Origin of the sequence: Sphingomonas faeni, from assembly GCF_003053745.1 — a bacterium.
In the GTDB taxonomy this organism is placed as follows: Bacteria; Pseudomonadota; Alphaproteobacteria; order Sphingomonadales; family Sphingomonadaceae; genus Sphingomonas; species Sphingomonas faeni.
Genome location: NZ_QAYE01000009.1, coordinates 136594 through 153237, shown reverse-complemented (window position 1 = coordinate 153237; position 16644 = coordinate 136594). Strand labels below are relative to the sequence as shown.

The window sequence follows — 16644 nt, the reverse complement described above, 5'->3', positions numbered from 1 at the left end:
GCGATCACTTCGCACCCTCCGCCTTGAGGTACGCGATGATCGCAGCACGTTTGGCGGCATCGGGCGTCGCGATCGGCATCCGCGTGCCCGGCACCTTCTTCTGGGGGGCCGCGAGATACTCGTTCAGCGTCTGCTCGTCCCAGCGCAGTTTCGACGCCTTCATCGCAGCCGAATAGTTGAAGCCGGGCGTCGCGGCGGCGGCACGGCCGACCACGCCGTACAGGTTCGGACCGATGCCGTTACGGCCACCCTTCACGACGGTATGGCACGCGCGGCAGGCGGCGAACGCCGGGGGCGAGGCTGCTGTCGATTGTGCGATGGTCGGCACGGATATCGTGACCGCCGCAACCGCCGCGATGCTTCCCGCGACCAAGGCCATGATCAACTTCATTCATTCTCTCCCGGATTTACTGAAGTCCATTTCTGGTCCGATGCGGCGTTAGCGATCACCGCTTCGATGAAGCGCATGGTGCGCAGGCCATCGACCACGCCCGGAAACCAACGGTCGTTGCCATCGCCGCGGATCGCTGAGGCGAATGCGCGGTAGAGGTTGGCGAACGCCTCGATATACCCCTCTGGATGACCCGCCGGTGTACGCACCAGTGTGGTGGTCGCGTCGAGCATGCCCGGGCCGCCGGTTCGGACGATCTCGGTCAAGCGATCGAGCCAGCGCAGCGTCAGCGTGTTGGGCTCCATCTGCGACCAGTCGAGCCCGCCGCGTTCGCCGTGGATGCGCAGCCGCAACCCGTTCTCCTCTCCCGCCGCGACCTGACTCGCCTTGAGCACGCCGCGCGCGCCGCCCTCGAAACGGAGCAATGCACTGACGTCGTCGTCGAGCCGCCGGCCCTCGACATGCGTGGTGAGGTCCGCCGAGACCGACTCCACCGACAGGCCGGAGACATGCTCGGCAAGCTGGAACGCGTGCGTGCCGATGTCTCCGAGGCAGCCGCCGAGCCCCGCGCGGGCGGGATCGGTTCGCCATTCGGCCTGCTTGTTGCCGTCGGTGTCGATCGATTGGCTGAGCCAGCCTTGCAGATATTCGACCTGGACCAGACGGATCGCGCCGAAATCGCCGCGATCGACCCGCGCGCGCGCCTCTTCGATCAGCGGATAGCCGCTATAGGTGAACGCGAGCGCGAAGTGGCGGCCGCTGGCCTTGGCGGCGGCGGCGATCGCCTCGGCCTCGACGACGCTCATCGCCATCGGCTTTTCGCAGAAGACGTGGAAGCCTGCGTCCAGTGCCGCGATCGCCATTGGCGCGTGAAGGTGGTTCGGCGTGACGATCGCGAGCGCTTCGATCCGCTCATCCGCGGGCAATGTGCGTTCGTGCGCGATCAACGCTTCGAGCGATGGATAGACACGCTGCGCATCCAGTCCGAGCAACTCGCCGGTGCGCGTGTTGCGCCCGCCATCGGTGCTGAATGCGCCCGCGATCAGATCCCAATCGCCGTCGAGCGCAGCCGCCATCCGGTGGACAGCGCCTATAAAGGCCCCCTCCCCGCCGCCGGCCATACCGAGACGGAGACGGCTCATGCCTGCTCCTCCGACAGTCCGAGCAGCTTGCGGATCGCAGCACGATCGATGCCGCTGGCGGCGAAGTCGTCGAATGGGCGCTCGGTCTTGCGGATGATATGGTCGCGGATGAACGGCGCGCCTTCGCGGGCGCCGTCATCGGACCGTTTCAGCGCGCACTCCCATTCGAGCACTGCCCAGCCGTCATAGCCATATTGTGCCATCTTGCTGAAGATGGACGAGAAATCGACCTGCCCGTCGCCGAGCGAGCGGAAACGGCCGGCGCGGTCGACCCAGTTCTCGTAGCCGCCATACACACCGGTCCGCCCGTTCGGATTGAACTCGGCATCCTTGACGTGGAAGCACGAAATCCGGTCGTGATACCGATCGATGAAGTCGAGATAGTCGAGCTGCTGCAACACGAAGTGCGACGGATCGAACAAGAGGCGCGCACGGGGGTGGTTGTCGACGGCCGCCAGGAACCGCTCCCAGGTCGCGCCGTCATGGACGTCTTCGCCCGGATGGACCTCGAACGCGCAATCGACGCCCACCTCTTCGAACACGTCGAGGATCGGAGTCCAGCGCCGCGCGAGTTCGGCAAACGCTTCCTCGATCAGCCCGGCGGGGCGTTGCGGCCACGGATACACGTACGGCCATGCCAGCGCGCCGGAGAAGGTCGCATGCGCGGACAGGCCTAGGTTGGCACTCGCCCTTGCCGCCATTTTCACCTGCTCGACCGCCCAAAGCTGGCGCTCGGCAGGCTTGCCGTGGACTTGGGGCGGCGCGAAGCCGTCGAACAGCGTGTCGTACGCCGGATGGACCGCGACGAGTTGGCCTTGCAGATGCGTCGACAGTTCGGTTACTTCGATGCCGTGCTTGGCGAGGCCGCCGCGAAGATCGTCGCAATAGGTATTGCTCTCCGCCGCGAGCTTGAGGTCAATCAACTGCGCGTTGCACGGGATCTGGACCCCAACATAACCGAGCCCGGCTGCCCATTCCGCCAGACCGTCGAGCGTATCGAACGGGGCCTCATCTCCAAGGAACTGGGCGAGGAATATTCCAGGGCCCTTCATGCCGGTCATGCTGCGATCTTCCTGGTGTCGTCGCGGAACGTGAACTGGAACAGCAGCGCGATCACCGCCGCGGCGATTGCGGGATACCACCACATATGCTGCCAGTCGGCGATGGTCGGCGAGGCGGGCAATTGCGCATACAACAGGGCACCGATCTGCGATCCGAGCAGCATCCCGACGCCGTAGGTAAACAGCGTCAGCATGCCCTGCGCCTGCGCGTTAACCCCCTTCGGCGTGGCGATCGTGCCGGTGTAGATCGCGCCCGCGACGAAGAAGAAATCATAGCACACGCCGTGCAGCGCGACGCCGAGATACACCGCCCACAGTGACGATCCGCCATCGCCGATCGCGAACAGCGCATAGCGCAGCGCCCATGCGGCCATGCCGACCAGCAGCAGCGGCTTCACCCCGAACCGGCGGTACAGCCACGGCATCGAGAACATGAAGACGAGTTCGGACATCTGCCCGATCGCGAGCGTGCCGCCGACGTTGCTGATGCCGGTCGCGCCGACATAGGGCGAGGCATAGGCGTAATACATCGCGAGCGGGATCGAGATCAGCGTCGCGCAGGTCATGAAGATCAGGAACGAGCGCTGGCGGAGCAACCCGAACGCCTCGACGCAGAACACCTGGCGGAGAACGCTCTCGTCGCGCGGCGCATCCGCGGTCACGTTCGGCAGCGTGAAGCTGTAAAGGCCGAAAACGATCGACACCACGCCTGCGACGCGGAAGATCTCCGGGCTCGCCGACAGGCCCGCCCAGCCGATGATCAGCCCCGCGGTGATCCAGCCGAGCGTGCCGAACGCGCGGACGAACGGGAACTTGTCGGTCCGCTCGCCAAAGCTCTTCAGCGCGATCGTGTTCGCGAGGCCGACGGTCGGCATGTAGAGGATCATGTAGCAAAGCAGCAGCCAGACGAAGGTCCGGCCATTCTCGGGTGTGATCAGCGACGGCAGCAGGAACAACAATACGCCGCCGACAAGGTGTAGGATCACCATCAACATCCGCGGGCTGACGTACCGTGCCGCCGCCATGCCGAGCAGGAACGACCCGACGATCGACGCGATCGGCCCAACGGAGAATGCGTTGCCGATGAGATTCCCGATTCCGACGGTCTGCATGACGAGGCCGAGAGTTACGGTCCAGGCGCCCCATACGAAGAACTGCATGAACATCATTGCGCTCAGGCGGCCTGTCAGCAGACCGCCCGACTGGGCCATGCCTGTTGAATATTGTGCAGTGTCCGCAACGGCCATTCGCCACCTCTCCGATCGCAGTTTTACTGCTTGTCGGACATGAAACTACGGAGCCTCCAATCGAATGTAAAGGATTACATCGGATATAGATCGACACTGTCCACGACCGGATACATGACGGCCTTATGCCGACGATCATCGAAGTGGCCGCTCTCGCAGGCGTCTCGACCGCCACGGTTTCGCGCGTTCTCAGCCGCCCCGAACAGGTGTCCGAGGAAACGCGGCGACGCGTCCTGGAGGTCGTTCGCGAGTCCGGCTACACGCCCAACGTCGCCGCACGCAGCTTGCGGACGTTGCGCGCCGCCAAGATCCTGCTGACCGTCCCCGACATCTCCAACGCATTCTTCGCGAGCGTCATCCGCGGCGCAGAAGAAGCCGCACGTGACGCCGGCTATTCGGTCATGGTCGGCGACACGCGGCACGACCCGGAGGTCGAGGATCAATATGCAGACATGCTCTCGCGCCGAGAGGTCGACGGGCTGATCTTCCTCGGCCACCGCCTGCCCGCCAGCCTCGCGCCGCTGCTGGCGCGCAAAGGAACTGCGGCACCGATCGTCAACGGTTGCGAATACAGCCCCGACCTCGGCGTCCCCAGCGTCCATATCGACAACGCCGCGGCGAGCGCCGATGCGATCCAGCACCTGATCGACCTCGGCCACCGCAGGATCGGCGTGATCACCGGCCCGGAGATCAGCCCGATCAGCCGCGACCGCCTCGCCGGCGCGATCGACGCCGCGACCCGCGCCGGCCTGCGCGACAGCCTCCACATCCGGGTCGGCGATTATTCCGCCGGCTCGGCTGTCGACCAGACCCGCGACCTGCTCGCGCAGGACGTCACTGCGATCTTCTGCTTCAGCGACGAGATGGCGATGGGCGCGCTCAGCGCGATCGGCGACGCAGGGCTCAAATGCCCGAGGGACGTCTCGGTCATCGGCTTCGACGATCTCCCCCTCGCCCGCTATTTCCAGCCGCCGCTTACGACGATCGCCCAGCCCAAGGGCATGATAGGTCGCCGGACCGTCGAGCTTCTGGTCGACATCCTCCGCGGCGTCGAAAGCCCTTCGCAGCAAGTCACGCTCCGCCACGAACTCGTGATACGCAGCAGCACCGCGCCCCCTGCTTCGGGCCTTTAACCAGCATCGAACTCAACGGTTGGCATGTTCGGCGAAGGGCCTGGCTCTACACTTGTCTCTTGCAGAGGATCGAGTTGGCGCCGAACATCGGGCGCGATAATCGACGAGATCGTCCACCCGCGGTAAGAGACCTGTCCTAAGCGACCCTAACCCACGAAGCACTCCAAAATTCCGAAAAGCATTAGGCAGCATGCTTTGATACCGCAAAGCTGAACCTAGCCGCTACAGTCCGGCTGCCATTGTCCGCTATCGGTAAATGGCAGTTCGAACCAGTTTCGAAGATACCGACGATTTCTATATGGTGGTGCCGCTTACAGGACTCGAACCTGTGACCCCCGCATTACGAACGAAGCCGTTAGCCCGGACTTCTAACGTTCTTGCTTGGGAAACTCTAGAGCTCCGCACCTTCTAGCCCGCAGAAATCCGTTATCTAAAACGGACTGCACCGGAAACGCACCGGACGCGAGACCATCGACATCGAGCCCCGCAATCCCGGCCCCAGCGCCGGCCGATTGCCTGCCATCGACTTCCTTCGGGAGCCGACACGATGTCGAATTCACTGCCCGCCGCCACGTTCAACCGCACGTCCTCCGGCGCGAGCAATATCGCCCGCTCGTTTAGCGAGATCACAACGGGCGTCCGCGACCGCGCACGTTCAAACTCGCATGTTCGCCGTCACAGTAAGAACGCCGGCGGTGCCGAAGTTTCGCTCTGGCGCACGCACAACATGTTTCCGAAGACCGAACACAACGCGCGCATGCGCGCGGCCGAAGCGTTCGAGCATGAAACTAAGCTGCCGGGTAAGCGCAACGGTGCCCTCGGGGGGATTGGCCTCGACGTGCTGCGCTGCCTGCTTCGCCTGCGCGGCCGCAAAGACGGCCGGCTTGACCCAACCTATAAGTGGATCGCCGATAAGATACACAAGTCCCGTAGCGCGGTGGTGGAAGCCGTCGCCCGGCTGAAGGCGTGTGGCTTCCTCGACTGGATCCGCCGCTGCGTACCGATCGAGGACGCGCTGCCTGACGAACAACAGAGCGAGCAAATCTCCAACGCCTTCATCCTGCTGCAGCCGGCAACGGTGCGCGAGTGCGTCCGGCGCATGCTCCGCAAGCCGAGCGAGTTCGTCCGCGCTGTTGCCGAAAAGCGCGCACGACAGAAGAAGCTCGACACCGCAACGGTCGACGACGTGATCGCCGAGGTCCAGAGCCCGGAGCTGCGCGCTATCCTCGCCCGCGTCCGCGCTTCTGTTGATAGTGCAAATCCGCCGAGCGGTCACACAGAGGCCCTGTAAGATCTAAATATAAAAGGAACGCCTATGGCGTGCGCAGTTTGAAGCTCCACCAAGCCCACGAGGCCCCGAACCCAACGGGTTCAGCATCCAGCGACCGCTGGTGAGCGTGCCGGCTTGCGCCGTCCCGTGCATCCGGGGGGGATGCGCAAATTCGGTGCCAACCAAAATGAGTGGTTTGCCTACCGGACAGGTCGAGCGATCTGCGACTTAGTTTGGCCCGTCCCTTTTCCAATTTTAGCGATCGAAACGAAGTAGAAACAACACCACGAATCCACCCGGTGGTTAGGACATTAAAAGTATTGCGCTTCGCCAAGCCCCCCGTAGATACACGGCATGTTCATTTGTACGGTTTCTCCAGGCGGGCCTGTTCCGATCGTCATTCTACGCGGGAATGAAGAATTCCTAGCACGTGTTCCAGTCGGGTTCGACGATGATACCGGCGCGGTATATTCGGTGTTTGCAGCACTTTCTCCACTGATCGGATATGCAGATGTTCCCGGATACGAGTGCGTGTTTTCGATCATCGAGGCGAGCCACGATGAAGCACATATGCGAGATTGCTGGGACGGGTTGGAGACGGAGCCTTTAATCCCCGACAGTGAACATCGCGGTCACATACTCAACTTAATATGCATGGTGGTCGGCCGATTAGTTGACGCGGCACAACCAGGCATCGTATCAATGACCACGCACTCACCGAATCTGCCTGAAAAAGCGCTTCTCAAATTTAACCAGATATGCACCGTTTTTCACGAAAAAGGGTACACCGTCTGGCTTTCCGACTCGTATCATGGTCGATACGTCTGGATGATGGAACGCAAAGGCGATGGAACGGTAAGCGCTTGACGATTGTTGTTGGTGCAACGACATTCGAATAGGAATGGAGGCTATTATGAACGCTCCCCTTAACCGGGATCAACAGATCGAGCTTATGCGAAATGCGGAGCAGCGTCACCGCGCTCGCATGGCGGCGTGGCTGTCTGATGCAACGGTACGTGAAGCTGTATGTCAGCCTGCCCCCGGGCAAGCTACGCATTCTCATTATATGAGAACAGACTCACTGGTCGCCTGCTGCGGCTAAGAGGAGCCCCGCCTAGAGCGGGGCTTTTTTTTTGCCTGCGCGAGGCCCGGGCGCGCCCCCCCCACCCCTGCTAGGTAAGCGAGCGACCCAGCTACGTTTAGCTCCACCATAGAGCTCCCCGTTCGTCGCCCTTGCTGCACCGAAACGCACCGAGGAAAACGCCAGCAAGTATGGCCGCCCTCCCTCGTAAACCGGCCGATTGCCCTCAGGTGTTCCAGTGCACCTTTTTCGACACAGAAAGACCGCGGGCGAGGCGGGGGGAAAAGCGTGTTTCTCGGGGTCGCAGGTTCAGGGGGTGGCGGGCCGGCCTCGTCGATTTTGTAATTTTCTTTTGCGTAATTTTGTTGCGCCGGCCAACCCGGCCCCACGCTTGGCGTTCCCTATCTGTTCCGCTATAGCATCGGCATGGAACACGCACCCGAGTCGATGCGCCACGGCGCACAGCCCTTCAGCCAGACGCACAACCTGATCGCTGAGATCCTGCCCGACATCCGCCCATGCGAGATGCAGACGATCTACTTCCAAGCGATGGAGGATGGGCCGGAGACGCTACTCGCGCCGATCGAGGCGGAGTTCGCCCGTCGTGGCCTGTCACCGTACGCAACCTACTCAACCGACTACCTCTGATGGCTGGCATGATCACGGCAGAACGGATCGCCTCGTTAATCGAGGACGCCCCGGCCTGGGCGCTGATCGGTCTTGCCGCGCCAGGGGAAAGCCTGCGGGCGGCTGCTCAACTCGAAGTCGCGCAGCATGTTTATAGCGGTCTATTTCAGCCGATGAGCGCCGAAGCGACACAGATTCCCTTGCCTTGGTGATCTGTGGGCAACGCGCGTTTCAGGACGCTGGGCGACTTTGCCAAACATGAAGCGAATGTCGGCGCTGTCTGTGGTCATTGCGGACGCAAAGGCGTCGTACATCGAGACGTTCTCGCCCGCTGGTGTTTCCTCAAGCGGGTGAACAGTGCGGTCGAGAACCTGCCGCGATACCTACGCTGTTCGAGATGCGGCGGCCGGCCGAACAGGATCGTGCCTACGCCGCTGCCGCCATCCTTCCCACTATACGGTCGGGACGAACGGCACTGGAAGCAGTTCGAGCGAAGGTTACGAGGTTAGACCGACGACATGCGCCAGGTCGGAACACGCTACGAGATCGATGGAGGATACCGATGATTGATGACCACGAACAAGATGACGCACCGGCCGTGTCGTTTGGCGCCTGGCTGCTAACCCAGCGCGATGCCGGTGGCTTCGTCGGGCAACTCGCCAACGCCGCGGCGATCGACCGCGCGTTCCCGAGATCCGGTGACGTCGACGCGGCACGGAAGTGGCTGCAGGCGAACCGCGCCAGTGGCGATGACTGGGAAGCGCTGGAGGATGCCGAAACAAAGTGGATGGGGTAAGCAACGCCGTTATCGCGATCTGGCTAGGTTGATCCAATCTCGACTGAATCGCGGAGGGGCTTTGACGATGACGTGCGGCCCGCATAGCCTCCCCAGAGGGGGATCATATGCCATTTTTCGAACAGTTACGGGTTTCACTTGCACGTGATGAGGTCGGGCCGCTGCTGGAAGCTATTAAGCATGAGGAAAGCTACAGATCACGCCGTGCGTTTCTAGAAGCGGCATTCTCTAAAAGTCACTCGTTTCTGCACAGTAAAACTGGGAAGGCGTTCGACTTTTCTCCAATCGAAATCGATGGCGATTACGTCGCCGGGATCTTCAAGCGGGGCAAGCCTGTCTCTCTGCACGATCATGCTCTTCGCCCGTATAATGCAGAAAATTACGAAGGCGCGTTTGTTTTCATCTCTCTTGCCAAGGATCAGTTAGTTTGGGCGCAGTACAACCATAAGGTTGGGTCCACACGATCGTTGCTGGAGTCGTACTTTTCGTATCTGTCTGATAAGACAGATGTATCTGACTGGCAGGTTTATGTGGAGTATCTCCATGATGAGCGCGAATACTGGACGGTCATCGACGAGAAGGTATCTGAAATTGCGAAGATTACCTTTACGTTCATCCCGCCCAACGCTCTTAGCGCCGATGATGAAATCTATAATTTGATTAAGGCAGTAAAACAGGAGGCCAATCCTGATATTCAACAGCACGTGTACAAAGCCGAACCTGGAAAGATGAAACCGAACACCGAGCATATGAACGCAAGCGCTCGCATCGCTATGGCTGGCGGAGGCGATGCGGATGTGAGGGACCGAGGAGGGCGAGTGCTCTACTCATCCGCTCACGCCCGTGTTACACGGGAGGTGCCGGCGGATGAAATGCCGACTCCGGACAACGCGCCGTTAATTCAAAGAGTTAGGGACTGGCTTTTTAAGAAATGAAGGGCAACCGCGCAAATATTTGGCGTATTGGTATCCTCTTCGCATCGATCGCAATCGTCGGTGCGCTGAGCATCAGTAGGCCTGCCGTTTTCGCGAAGAACCGGTTTCTACAGGCTTTCATGGGGCCGGATATGGTGTCTGTCCTCATTGTGATGCTGACGATCACGTTCGCATCTGTCGCGAATATCCATTTGTCGATAACGCGCATGGTAGCTCTTGCCCCGGACCGCGCCGAAGCGGCGGGGGCCGCTGGGCGTGCGAGGGCACAGTTAAACACGAACGCCTGGACAATCTTTTGGGCGTTCGCGGTTTCGCTCCTGTCACTCATAGTGAACGGTGAGTATCCTAAGGACGAATTGGTTCAGTCAACCACCACGGGGGTATGTCTGGTCGTTCTGATCCTGAACGGGCTCGTTATGCACGACATCTACCGTTCCATATTCTTACTTGTGGCTAACGAGCCTCAAGGTGCCAGCGACAAACCAGACGATTATTCCTGATACCGCGCCGGCCGGCTACCCGTCGCCGGCAGGACGCGGCCGTTTCTCAATCGCGACCGGCACGGCGAGGAAATACTCGCGCGCCTCGCCGTCCCAGCTCGCTAGGTGCTGCTGGATCGCGCCCCACTTCGCCTCGGCAAAGCTATCCCTTCACGGCCCTCGCGGTTCACCAAACACCGTCACGCGGTGTTCGCTCTTCGGGTCGGGAGTGATCCCCAGCTGCCCGCAAGCCAGTCGCCTCGCAGGGCGGGTAGCCGGGCGGGCGGATTCACTCCCCTGCCCGTCCGGCACTTTTCCGCTTACCTAGCGGCGCCTCTCTCGCCATAATTGGCTCGGGAGGCGATTTTATGGATAATGACTATTCGGGGCCGGACGCGCAGTCCGTACCGATTGGCTGGTTTCGCGAAGCAATCGAGGTTGCGCAGCGCGCCGCACCGGGCGGCTATGAACTAGCTATCCAGCTATTCGACAACGGGTTTGAGGTCGTAGCGCGCTCCGGCGATCGCACGGCGACCGAACGCTTGACGTTCTTCGATATGGCAATGGAGGCTGAGCGAGGAAATCCTTTCCTTCTTCATATAGAGCGTGCCATCTCGGCTATCCGCTAAGTCTGGAGGCTCCGCAGTGGCACTCAACATCAGCAAGTTCTCTGACGATTTGGAGGGCCTAATCTTGCGGGCTTTCCAACTCGAAGAGTCGATGATCCTCACTTATTTGGGTAAGGAAAAGTTTCGCGAGCGGGTTCGCCCAGCGTTTCAAAAAGAAGAAAACGCAGACGAATCCATTGATAAATATGTCAAGGAACTACCGGAGTTTAACACCGGCTATCAGTCTTGGTATTCCGAGTCACTCGTGGTGGTGAGACAGTTAATTCCAGATCGACTAGACGATTTCGTCAGCCATTATCAGAAGCCTCGAACTCGAAAAGATATTTCATTTGAGAACTATAAAATGCAGGATTATCTGCAGGGGCTTCGCATAACACGCGGCGGCGGATCTGAAGTGGTTGTAGATCAGAGCGCCGGTATTCCGCAATTTCAGCAGCAACGTGCTATCTTAGCGTCCGCGAAGGCGCGGTTTACGAGTTCTCTCTTTGAGATTCGTCAACTGGTCCAAGCTGATCTATTTGATTCTGAAATCGAAGCCGCGCGTGAGTTGCTCAAGAACAAGTTTTTGCGTGGCGCTGGAGCAATTGCTGGAGTTGTCCTCGAAAAGCACCTTCGGCAGGTTTGCGACAATCACACCGTCAAAGTCGCCAAGAAAAATCCCGGCATTGCAGACCTCAATGATGCCTTGAAGAATGCTAGCGTTATAGATGTGCCCCAATGGCGGCAGATTACGCTGCTGGGCGACTACCGGAATCTATGCGACCATAACAAGGCTAAGGAGCCGACTGTTGAGCAGGTGACGGACCTGCTAGATGGCGCAGACAAGGTAATTAAGACGCTCGCCTAGCAATCCACGTCGATCGAATAATCGGCTTCACGGCGGGCGCTACCGCCGCGACGCTTGCCAGTTCTTCCTCCCTCCTGTCGAGGTTAGCCGTTACTAGTGTGCGGGCGGCATAGGCGCAGACAACACAGTCCAGCGCCTCCGCTCGCATACGGGGCGGCGCGACGCCGCCCCGGCCGTCATCGTGGGTCGAAGTTCGAGATAATAAGCTCGGCTGCCTTCGAGGCCGCCCCAGCGCCGACCGTGTACGTCGTATCAGCCTCGATCATATGGAACGCGGCGAACGTCGCGCGCACGCCAAGCGTATCGTTGATTGACAGCAGGAACTTGCCCTTGATGCCAGCGAGCTGCGCCGCGAGCTGGTCGAAGTCCGCGCGGCCGAACACGTCCTGGCCATAGTCCTTTTCGCAACCCCAATAGGGCGGATCGAGATAGAACAGCATGCCGGCGCGATCGTACCGCCGGATGAACTCACCATAGCCCAGCTGCTCGATCGTCACGCCGGCAAGGCGCTCGTGAATGTCAGCCAGCAGCGGCTCCAGCTTTGTGACGTTGAACCGGGCACCCTGGCTCTTGTCGACGCCGAACCCACGTCCCGCAACCTTCCCGCCGAACGCCAGCTTTTGCAGGTACAGGAACCGCGCTGCGCGTTCGAGATCGGTCAACGTCTCGGGGCGCTGCGCCTTCAGCCGTTCGAACTCTGCCCGGCTGGCGATGCGGAACCGCAGCATGTCGATCATGTAAGGGTAGTGCCGTTGCAGCACGCGGAAGAACGTCGCGACGTCGCCCGACACGTCGTTGATGACCTCGACCTTCGGCCGCGATCGGCGGCGAAGGAAGACGCCGCCCATTCCAACGAAAGGCTCGGCATAGCCGTCATGGTCGATGCGCTCGATCATCGCGACCAGACGCGATGCCAGATTGCGCTTGCCGCCAATGTAGCCAGCTGCCGGAGATACGGGTCGGACGGAATTAAGGGTGTACATGTAGGATTTCCTCGCCTTGTAGAGATCCCGCCCACGCAGATCGCGCGGGTGCGGGACGGCCGGTTGGCCGATGGTCGTGGCGAGCGTGATCCTCGTCGGTTTGCCGGGCTCCACCCCGACATCCCCCGCCCGGCTGTGCCGGACGTGAAAGCTTAGCAGGCTGGTGCCGGTGCCTTCCGCGGCGCGAACGCGACCGCTTCGACGCCGACTGCCGCATTGATGTCCAACAGGCGCGCCTGGATCGGTTCGATCTCCAGCTCGAAAAACATATCAACCGCTTCGCTGGGCTTGCCGAGCGTAGAACCCTGCGCCGGCACGATGCCCAGCAGAACGGGCGGCGTACGGTGCGCTGCCAGTACGTCGTCGCGTGTCGCGTTCTTGATCCCCATGAACTCGTCGTTCGCGCCGACCTGGGCGATCGGCAGGATCTTGATCCCGCCATCCTTGCCGCCAGGCTGGTGGACGAAGAGGTTGCGGAAATTCCCCGGCCCCTTCGACCGCTTCAGCGCGTCGCGGATCGCGTTTACGTCGCCATCCGAGAATTCGCCCGTCGCGTGCAGGATGAAGCCGGCATGGCTACCGTTCAGATAGTATTTGCGGCGAAACAGGGTTGCCGCTTCATTGAGCAACGCGGACTGTAGCGCAGAGATATACTCCGGCACGCCGTAAATCTCCTGGTTGATGTCGGGCTGCATGATCTGGATGACGCTGCCAGGTCGAAACTCGAACTCGGTAGCTAGGTTTTCCACGAAGAAATACCGGCCCTCTTCGATCCCGCGGCGGGTGAATTTCGCCAGGGAGTGATCGAGGCGCATCAGTCCGCCAAGGACGCTCCGGCGCTGCTCGACGAAGCCGAAGCCGAACACCAGATAATCGAACACTAGCTTTTCGAACGCGCCGCGCGACAGCCACGGCGTCGGCATGAACGACCGCACCAGCAAATTGCGCTTCAGCAGAATGGCCGAGCTATGGTGCGGACTCGCGCGAAACGATCGGGCCAGGCCATCGACGCTGATCGGCGGTTCGAACCACCGCCCATTATGCGGGCATTCCAGCATGTCGAGGATCTCGCGCCGGCTATTGACCGGCTCGGGATCCCCAAACGAAAACGCCGCTACCGACGTCGACTTCTCCGGCGTCGTGACGTTCGCGCCGGCTCGGCCGGCCTCGTGACGGCCCATGCGGCGTGCCTTGCCCATTATAGGATCTCCATAGTCGACTTGGGCGCTTCGCGGCCGTCGAGCGGTTCGTTGTTGAGGACGTGCATGATCGACCAGGCAAGATCCGCGTGGCCGTCGTCGCCGCCCCGGCCGGCCTTGAACGTGACGTTCCGGCCGCTGGTGGTTAGCGTTTTCTTAATTGAGACGAAGGACGAAACGACATCGAGCCAGCTCGCATCGAACGTCATGCGCCCGCGCGAGATCACATTCTGCGCCTTCATGATCATCATCGCCTTCACCTCGAGCGAATATTCGATCTTGGTGACGCCCTTGATCCCGGCATCGGGTTTGGCGAGCAGCTGGTAGACGCCGGCGCCGACGCCCGACGCGTCGATGCCGAGGAACGTGCAGTTGTAGCGCGACAGCATACCCTTCACGAAGGTGGCCTGCTGTTCGAAGTCGAGACCGCGCAGCGGGTGGCGTTCGAGCAGCCGGAAAGCGCCGCCCTGGACTAGCGGCGGTGCCATGATCGACAGCGACGCATTATCGCCGTTCTCACTGTTCTGCGGATCATAGCCGGCCCACACGGGGCGCTCGCCGTACGGGCGTGCGGCCTCCGGATTGAAGTCGGTCCAGTTCTCCATGGAGTCGCAGCCGCATTTGATCAGGTCGTTAAACCGGAACGCGGACAGGCTGTCGTCGACGAAGTCGCAGTCGAAGAGGTTGGCAAACTCGTCTGGCGCATATTCGTCGCGCAGCTCGTCGATGTCGAACAGGTCGCAACCCGCCGCCTCTGCATCGGTGATCGTGACGATATGCCGCCAGATGCGATCCGGCCCCTGCGCGCCGTCCTTCAGCGCGGCGTGGCTGACATCGATCTCGACGCGCTCGGCTTTGGCACGTCGCCGGTTGCGCCGCTCACCCGTCCAGTACGGATAGGCTGCATGCGCGATCGTCGACGGCGTCGAGAAGTAGGTTTTACGCCACTTCTTGTGCGTCGCCATACCCGACGCGACTTTGTTCAACTCTTCAAAGCTATGGACCCAAAAGAATTCGTCGAAGTAGAAGTTGCCGTGACGGCCCTGCGCGGTACGGAAGTTCGTACCGAGGAAGTGTAGCTCGGCCGCAGCCTCTTCCGCCGGGCGTAGGTCCGACGTGATGTTCATCGGATCGCCGGCAAGGCTGACGCCGACCAGCTTGGCAAAGCTGACGATGTAACTGCGGAACTGGTGCGCCTGCGCCTTCGACGCCGACAGGAATATTTGATTGCGGCCCGTCTCGATCGCGTCGATCAGCGCCTCGAACGCGAAATAGTAGGTCGCGCCGATCTGTCGCGACTTCAGGATCATGCGCGTTCGGAACGACAGCGCCTCGAACCACGCCTCTTGATACCCGTACAACTGGTCGAGAAAGATCGCCTTCAACTCGGCCGCCTGGTCGGCGGTGAAGTGGTTCTTCTTCGCTTTCTTCTTTTCGCCCGCGTTGCGGTTAGCGACCCGGTCGTTCAGATCGCCGGAATGACCGCCAGGTGCTTCATAGCGGCGGACCTTGGCCAGGCTCTCGACCTGGCGGCGTAGCGCGTCCAACTCGGTATAATTGTCGCCGGTCTTCTTATCCTTGCAGATGAGCACCATCAGGCGCGTCTCAAGGCAGTCCTCCAGCTTGCGGATCGACGGCGCATCGTCCCAGTTGTGCCGGCGCGCCCAGCTCTTCACCGTGTCGTATTTTACGTCCAGTTCGGAGCTGATCTGAGCCAAGCTCCACCCGCGCCAGTACAGGCTGCGCGCCGCGCGGATCCGTTCTTCGACGGGCAGAGTGAGTGGGTCGGCAAGGATCGACATGGCACCGCCAGCCTAGCCACGCCGATACGCGTCCCGCCCCCCACGGCTCTTGTAGAAAGTCATTCTACAAGAGCGTGCGCTTGAGGAAGGCACCGTATTCGGTCCCTGTTCGACCTCGCTAACGGGCGCTTGGCGCGCCGCAACCGACCGAACCGAGGACCAGCCGCCATGGGCACCAAGAGCAAGCCGTTCCGCTCCTTCGTAGAAGGTGAAACCATCAGCGATGGCCGCAAGGTCACCGCCGAAATGATCGACGAGTGTGTCGCGACGTTCGCGCCGGCCACCTACAGCCCGCGGATCAACATCGAGCATGTCTCCGGATACAGCCCCGAGCCCCCGTTCAACGGCTATGGCGACGTAGTCGCGCTCGAAGCGAAGACCGACGACATCGTCATCGCCGGCAAGACGGAAAAGCGCCGCGCGCTCTACACGACCGTCGAAGGCAACGACCAGCTCGTCGCTCTCGCGAGGGCCGACCAGAAGCCATACCCTTCGGTCGAACTCACCCCCAATTATGCCGGCACCGGCAAGTTCGGCATCATCGGCCTGGCGTTCACCGACACCCCCGCATCGATCGGTACCCAGCGTTTGCAGTTCTCGCACCGCGCACCCGGCACGGTATTCGCATCGGCCGCGGACGCGGTCACGATCGAATTCGAAGCCAAGAAGGCCGAGGATGAGAAGGTCGATAGCATCGTCGATCGGTTGTTCTCCGCGCTCAGCGCCAAGTTCAAGCCGAACGAGCCCGACAAGCCCAAGGAAGAGCCGAAGCCCAAGTCGGCAAACGACAACTTCGATTTCGATCCGGCAGCGTTCACCGCCGACATCAAGACCGTGATTACCGGCGTCGTGACGGCCGCGCTGAAGCCGGTCATCGAAACGCAGACCGCCAACCAGCGCGAGTTCGCCACGCTCAAGACCCAGCTCGCGAACACCGAACAGCCGGGCTTCTCGCGCTCGCCAGCGTCGGGCGGCGGTGACGACGCCGTTACCGACTGCTGATCGTCAGCCACCCGCCCCGA

Annotated in this window: 18 protein-coding genes; 11 read left to right on the top strand and 7 right to left on the bottom strand. The window is 61.2% G+C overall.

All coding sequences use genetic code 11. The features are described from left to right. Positions 1-4 precede the first annotated feature (4 nt). The 4 genes from C8J25_RS16575 to C8J25_RS16560 are packed head-to-tail and all read right to left on the bottom strand — an operon-like array spanning position 5 to position 3805. Positions 5-391: a c-type cytochrome gene (locus C8J25_RS16575; RefSeq protein WP_107955488.1), complete on the bottom strand. Its 387-nt coding sequence runs from the start codon at positions 389-391 to the stop codon at positions 5-7. Then, entirely contained in the window at positions 388-1533 is a 1146-nt protein-coding gene (locus C8J25_RS16570; protein WP_208622621.1) for a Gfo/Idh/MocA family protein, read from the bottom strand. The genes C8J25_RS16575 and C8J25_RS16570 overlap by 4 nt, the downstream gene beginning before the upstream one ends. After that, positions 1530-2594, bottom strand: a complete 1065-nt coding sequence (locus C8J25_RS16565; RefSeq protein WP_107955486.1) for a sugar phosphate isomerase/epimerase family protein — start codon at positions 2592-2594, stop codon at positions 1530-1532. The genes C8J25_RS16570 and C8J25_RS16565 overlap by 4 nt, the downstream gene beginning before the upstream one ends. After that, complete coding sequence (locus C8J25_RS16560; protein ID WP_107955485.1) at positions 2591-3805, bottom strand: MFS transporter; 1215 nt, start codon at positions 3803-3805, stop codon at positions 2591-2593. The genes C8J25_RS16565 and C8J25_RS16560 overlap by 4 nt, the downstream gene beginning before the upstream one ends. 161 nt (positions 3806-3966) lie before the next feature. Here C8J25_RS16560 and C8J25_RS16555 point away from each other — a divergent pair, with 161 nt between their 5' ends. From C8J25_RS16555 to C8J25_RS16520, 10 genes are all read left to right on the top strand, one after another. Then, the gene (locus C8J25_RS16555) at positions 3967-4974 is read left to right on the top strand and encodes a LacI family DNA-binding transcriptional regulator (protein WP_107955484.1); all 1008 of its coding nucleotides are present in this window, start codon (positions 3967-3969) and stop codon (positions 4972-4974) included. A gap of 547 nt (positions 4975-5521) precedes the next feature. Continuing rightward, on the top strand, positions 5522-6265 hold the full coding sequence (locus tag C8J25_RS16550) for a hypothetical protein (RefSeq protein ID WP_107955483.1): 744 nt from the start codon (positions 5522-5524) through the stop codon (positions 6263-6265). A 333-nt stretch (positions 6266-6598) separates the two neighbouring features. Further along, positions 6599-7111 carry a hypothetical protein gene (locus C8J25_RS20350; protein ID WP_146173366.1) on the top strand — a complete coding sequence of 171 codons (513 nt, stop codon included), beginning with the start codon at positions 6599-6601 and terminating at the stop codon, positions 7109-7111. 640 nt (positions 7112-7751) lie between these two features. Next, a complete protein-coding gene (locus C8J25_RS16545) occupies positions 7752-7973 on the top strand; it encodes a hypothetical protein (protein WP_107955482.1) in 222 nt (73 codons plus the stop codon). Further along, positions 7973-8164: a DUF6771 family protein gene (locus C8J25_RS20345; protein ID WP_146173365.1), complete on the top strand. Its 192-nt coding sequence runs from the start codon at positions 7973-7975 to the stop codon at positions 8162-8164. Before C8J25_RS16545 ends, C8J25_RS20345 begins: the two co-directional genes overlap by 1 nt. 350 nt (positions 8165-8514) lie before the next feature. Further along, positions 8515-8748 (top strand): YozE family protein, encoded by a 234-nt coding sequence (locus C8J25_RS16540; RefSeq protein WP_107955481.1) that lies wholly within the window; start codon positions 8515-8517, stop codon positions 8746-8748. A 107-nt stretch (positions 8749-8855) separates the two neighbouring features. Continuing rightward, positions 8856-9683 carry a hypothetical protein gene (locus tag C8J25_RS16535; RefSeq protein WP_107955480.1) on the top strand — a complete coding sequence of 276 codons (828 nt, stop codon included), beginning with the start codon at positions 8856-8858 and terminating at the stop codon, positions 9681-9683. Then, a complete protein-coding gene (locus tag C8J25_RS16530; RefSeq protein WP_107955479.1) occupies positions 9680-10183 on the top strand; it encodes a hypothetical protein in 504 nt (167 codons plus the stop codon). Before C8J25_RS16535 ends, C8J25_RS16530 begins: the two co-directional genes overlap by 4 nt. Positions 10184-10530: 347 nt before the next feature. Further along, positions 10531-10791: a hypothetical protein gene (locus C8J25_RS16525; RefSeq protein ID WP_107955478.1), complete on the top strand. Its 261-nt coding sequence runs from the start codon at positions 10531-10533 to the stop codon at positions 10789-10791. Between the two features lie 16 nt (positions 10792-10807). Continuing rightward, on the top strand, positions 10808-11638 hold the full coding sequence (locus C8J25_RS16520) for a hypothetical protein (RefSeq protein ID WP_107955477.1): 831 nt from the start codon (positions 10808-10810) through the stop codon (positions 11636-11638). Positions 11639-11814: 176 nt separating this feature from the next. Here the strand turns inward: C8J25_RS16520 and C8J25_RS16515 are convergent, their stop codons facing one another. The 3 genes from C8J25_RS16515 to C8J25_RS16505 form a co-directional block, all read right to left on the bottom strand. Continuing rightward, complete coding sequence (locus C8J25_RS16515; RefSeq protein WP_107955570.1) at positions 11815-12621, bottom strand: DNA adenine methylase; 807 nt, start codon at positions 12619-12621, stop codon at positions 11815-11817. A gap of 152 nt (positions 12622-12773) precedes the next feature. After that, a complete protein-coding gene (locus tag C8J25_RS16510; RefSeq protein WP_244187166.1) occupies positions 12774-13820 on the bottom strand; it encodes a phage portal protein in 1047 nt (348 codons plus the stop codon). Further along, the gene (locus C8J25_RS16505; protein WP_107955476.1) at positions 13820-15622 is read right to left on the bottom strand and encodes a terminase large subunit domain-containing protein; all 1803 of its coding nucleotides are present in this window, start codon (positions 15620-15622) and stop codon (positions 13820-13822) included. The genes C8J25_RS16510 and C8J25_RS16505 overlap by 1 nt, the downstream gene beginning before the upstream one ends. 168 nt (positions 15623-15790) lie before the next feature. On the opposite strand from C8J25_RS16505, the gene C8J25_RS16500 reads away from it, so the two are divergent. Then, positions 15791-16624, top strand: a complete 834-nt coding sequence (locus tag C8J25_RS16500; protein ID WP_107955475.1) for a GPO family capsid scaffolding protein — start codon at positions 15791-15793, stop codon at positions 16622-16624. The last annotated feature ends 20 nt before the right edge of the window (positions 16625-16644 follow it).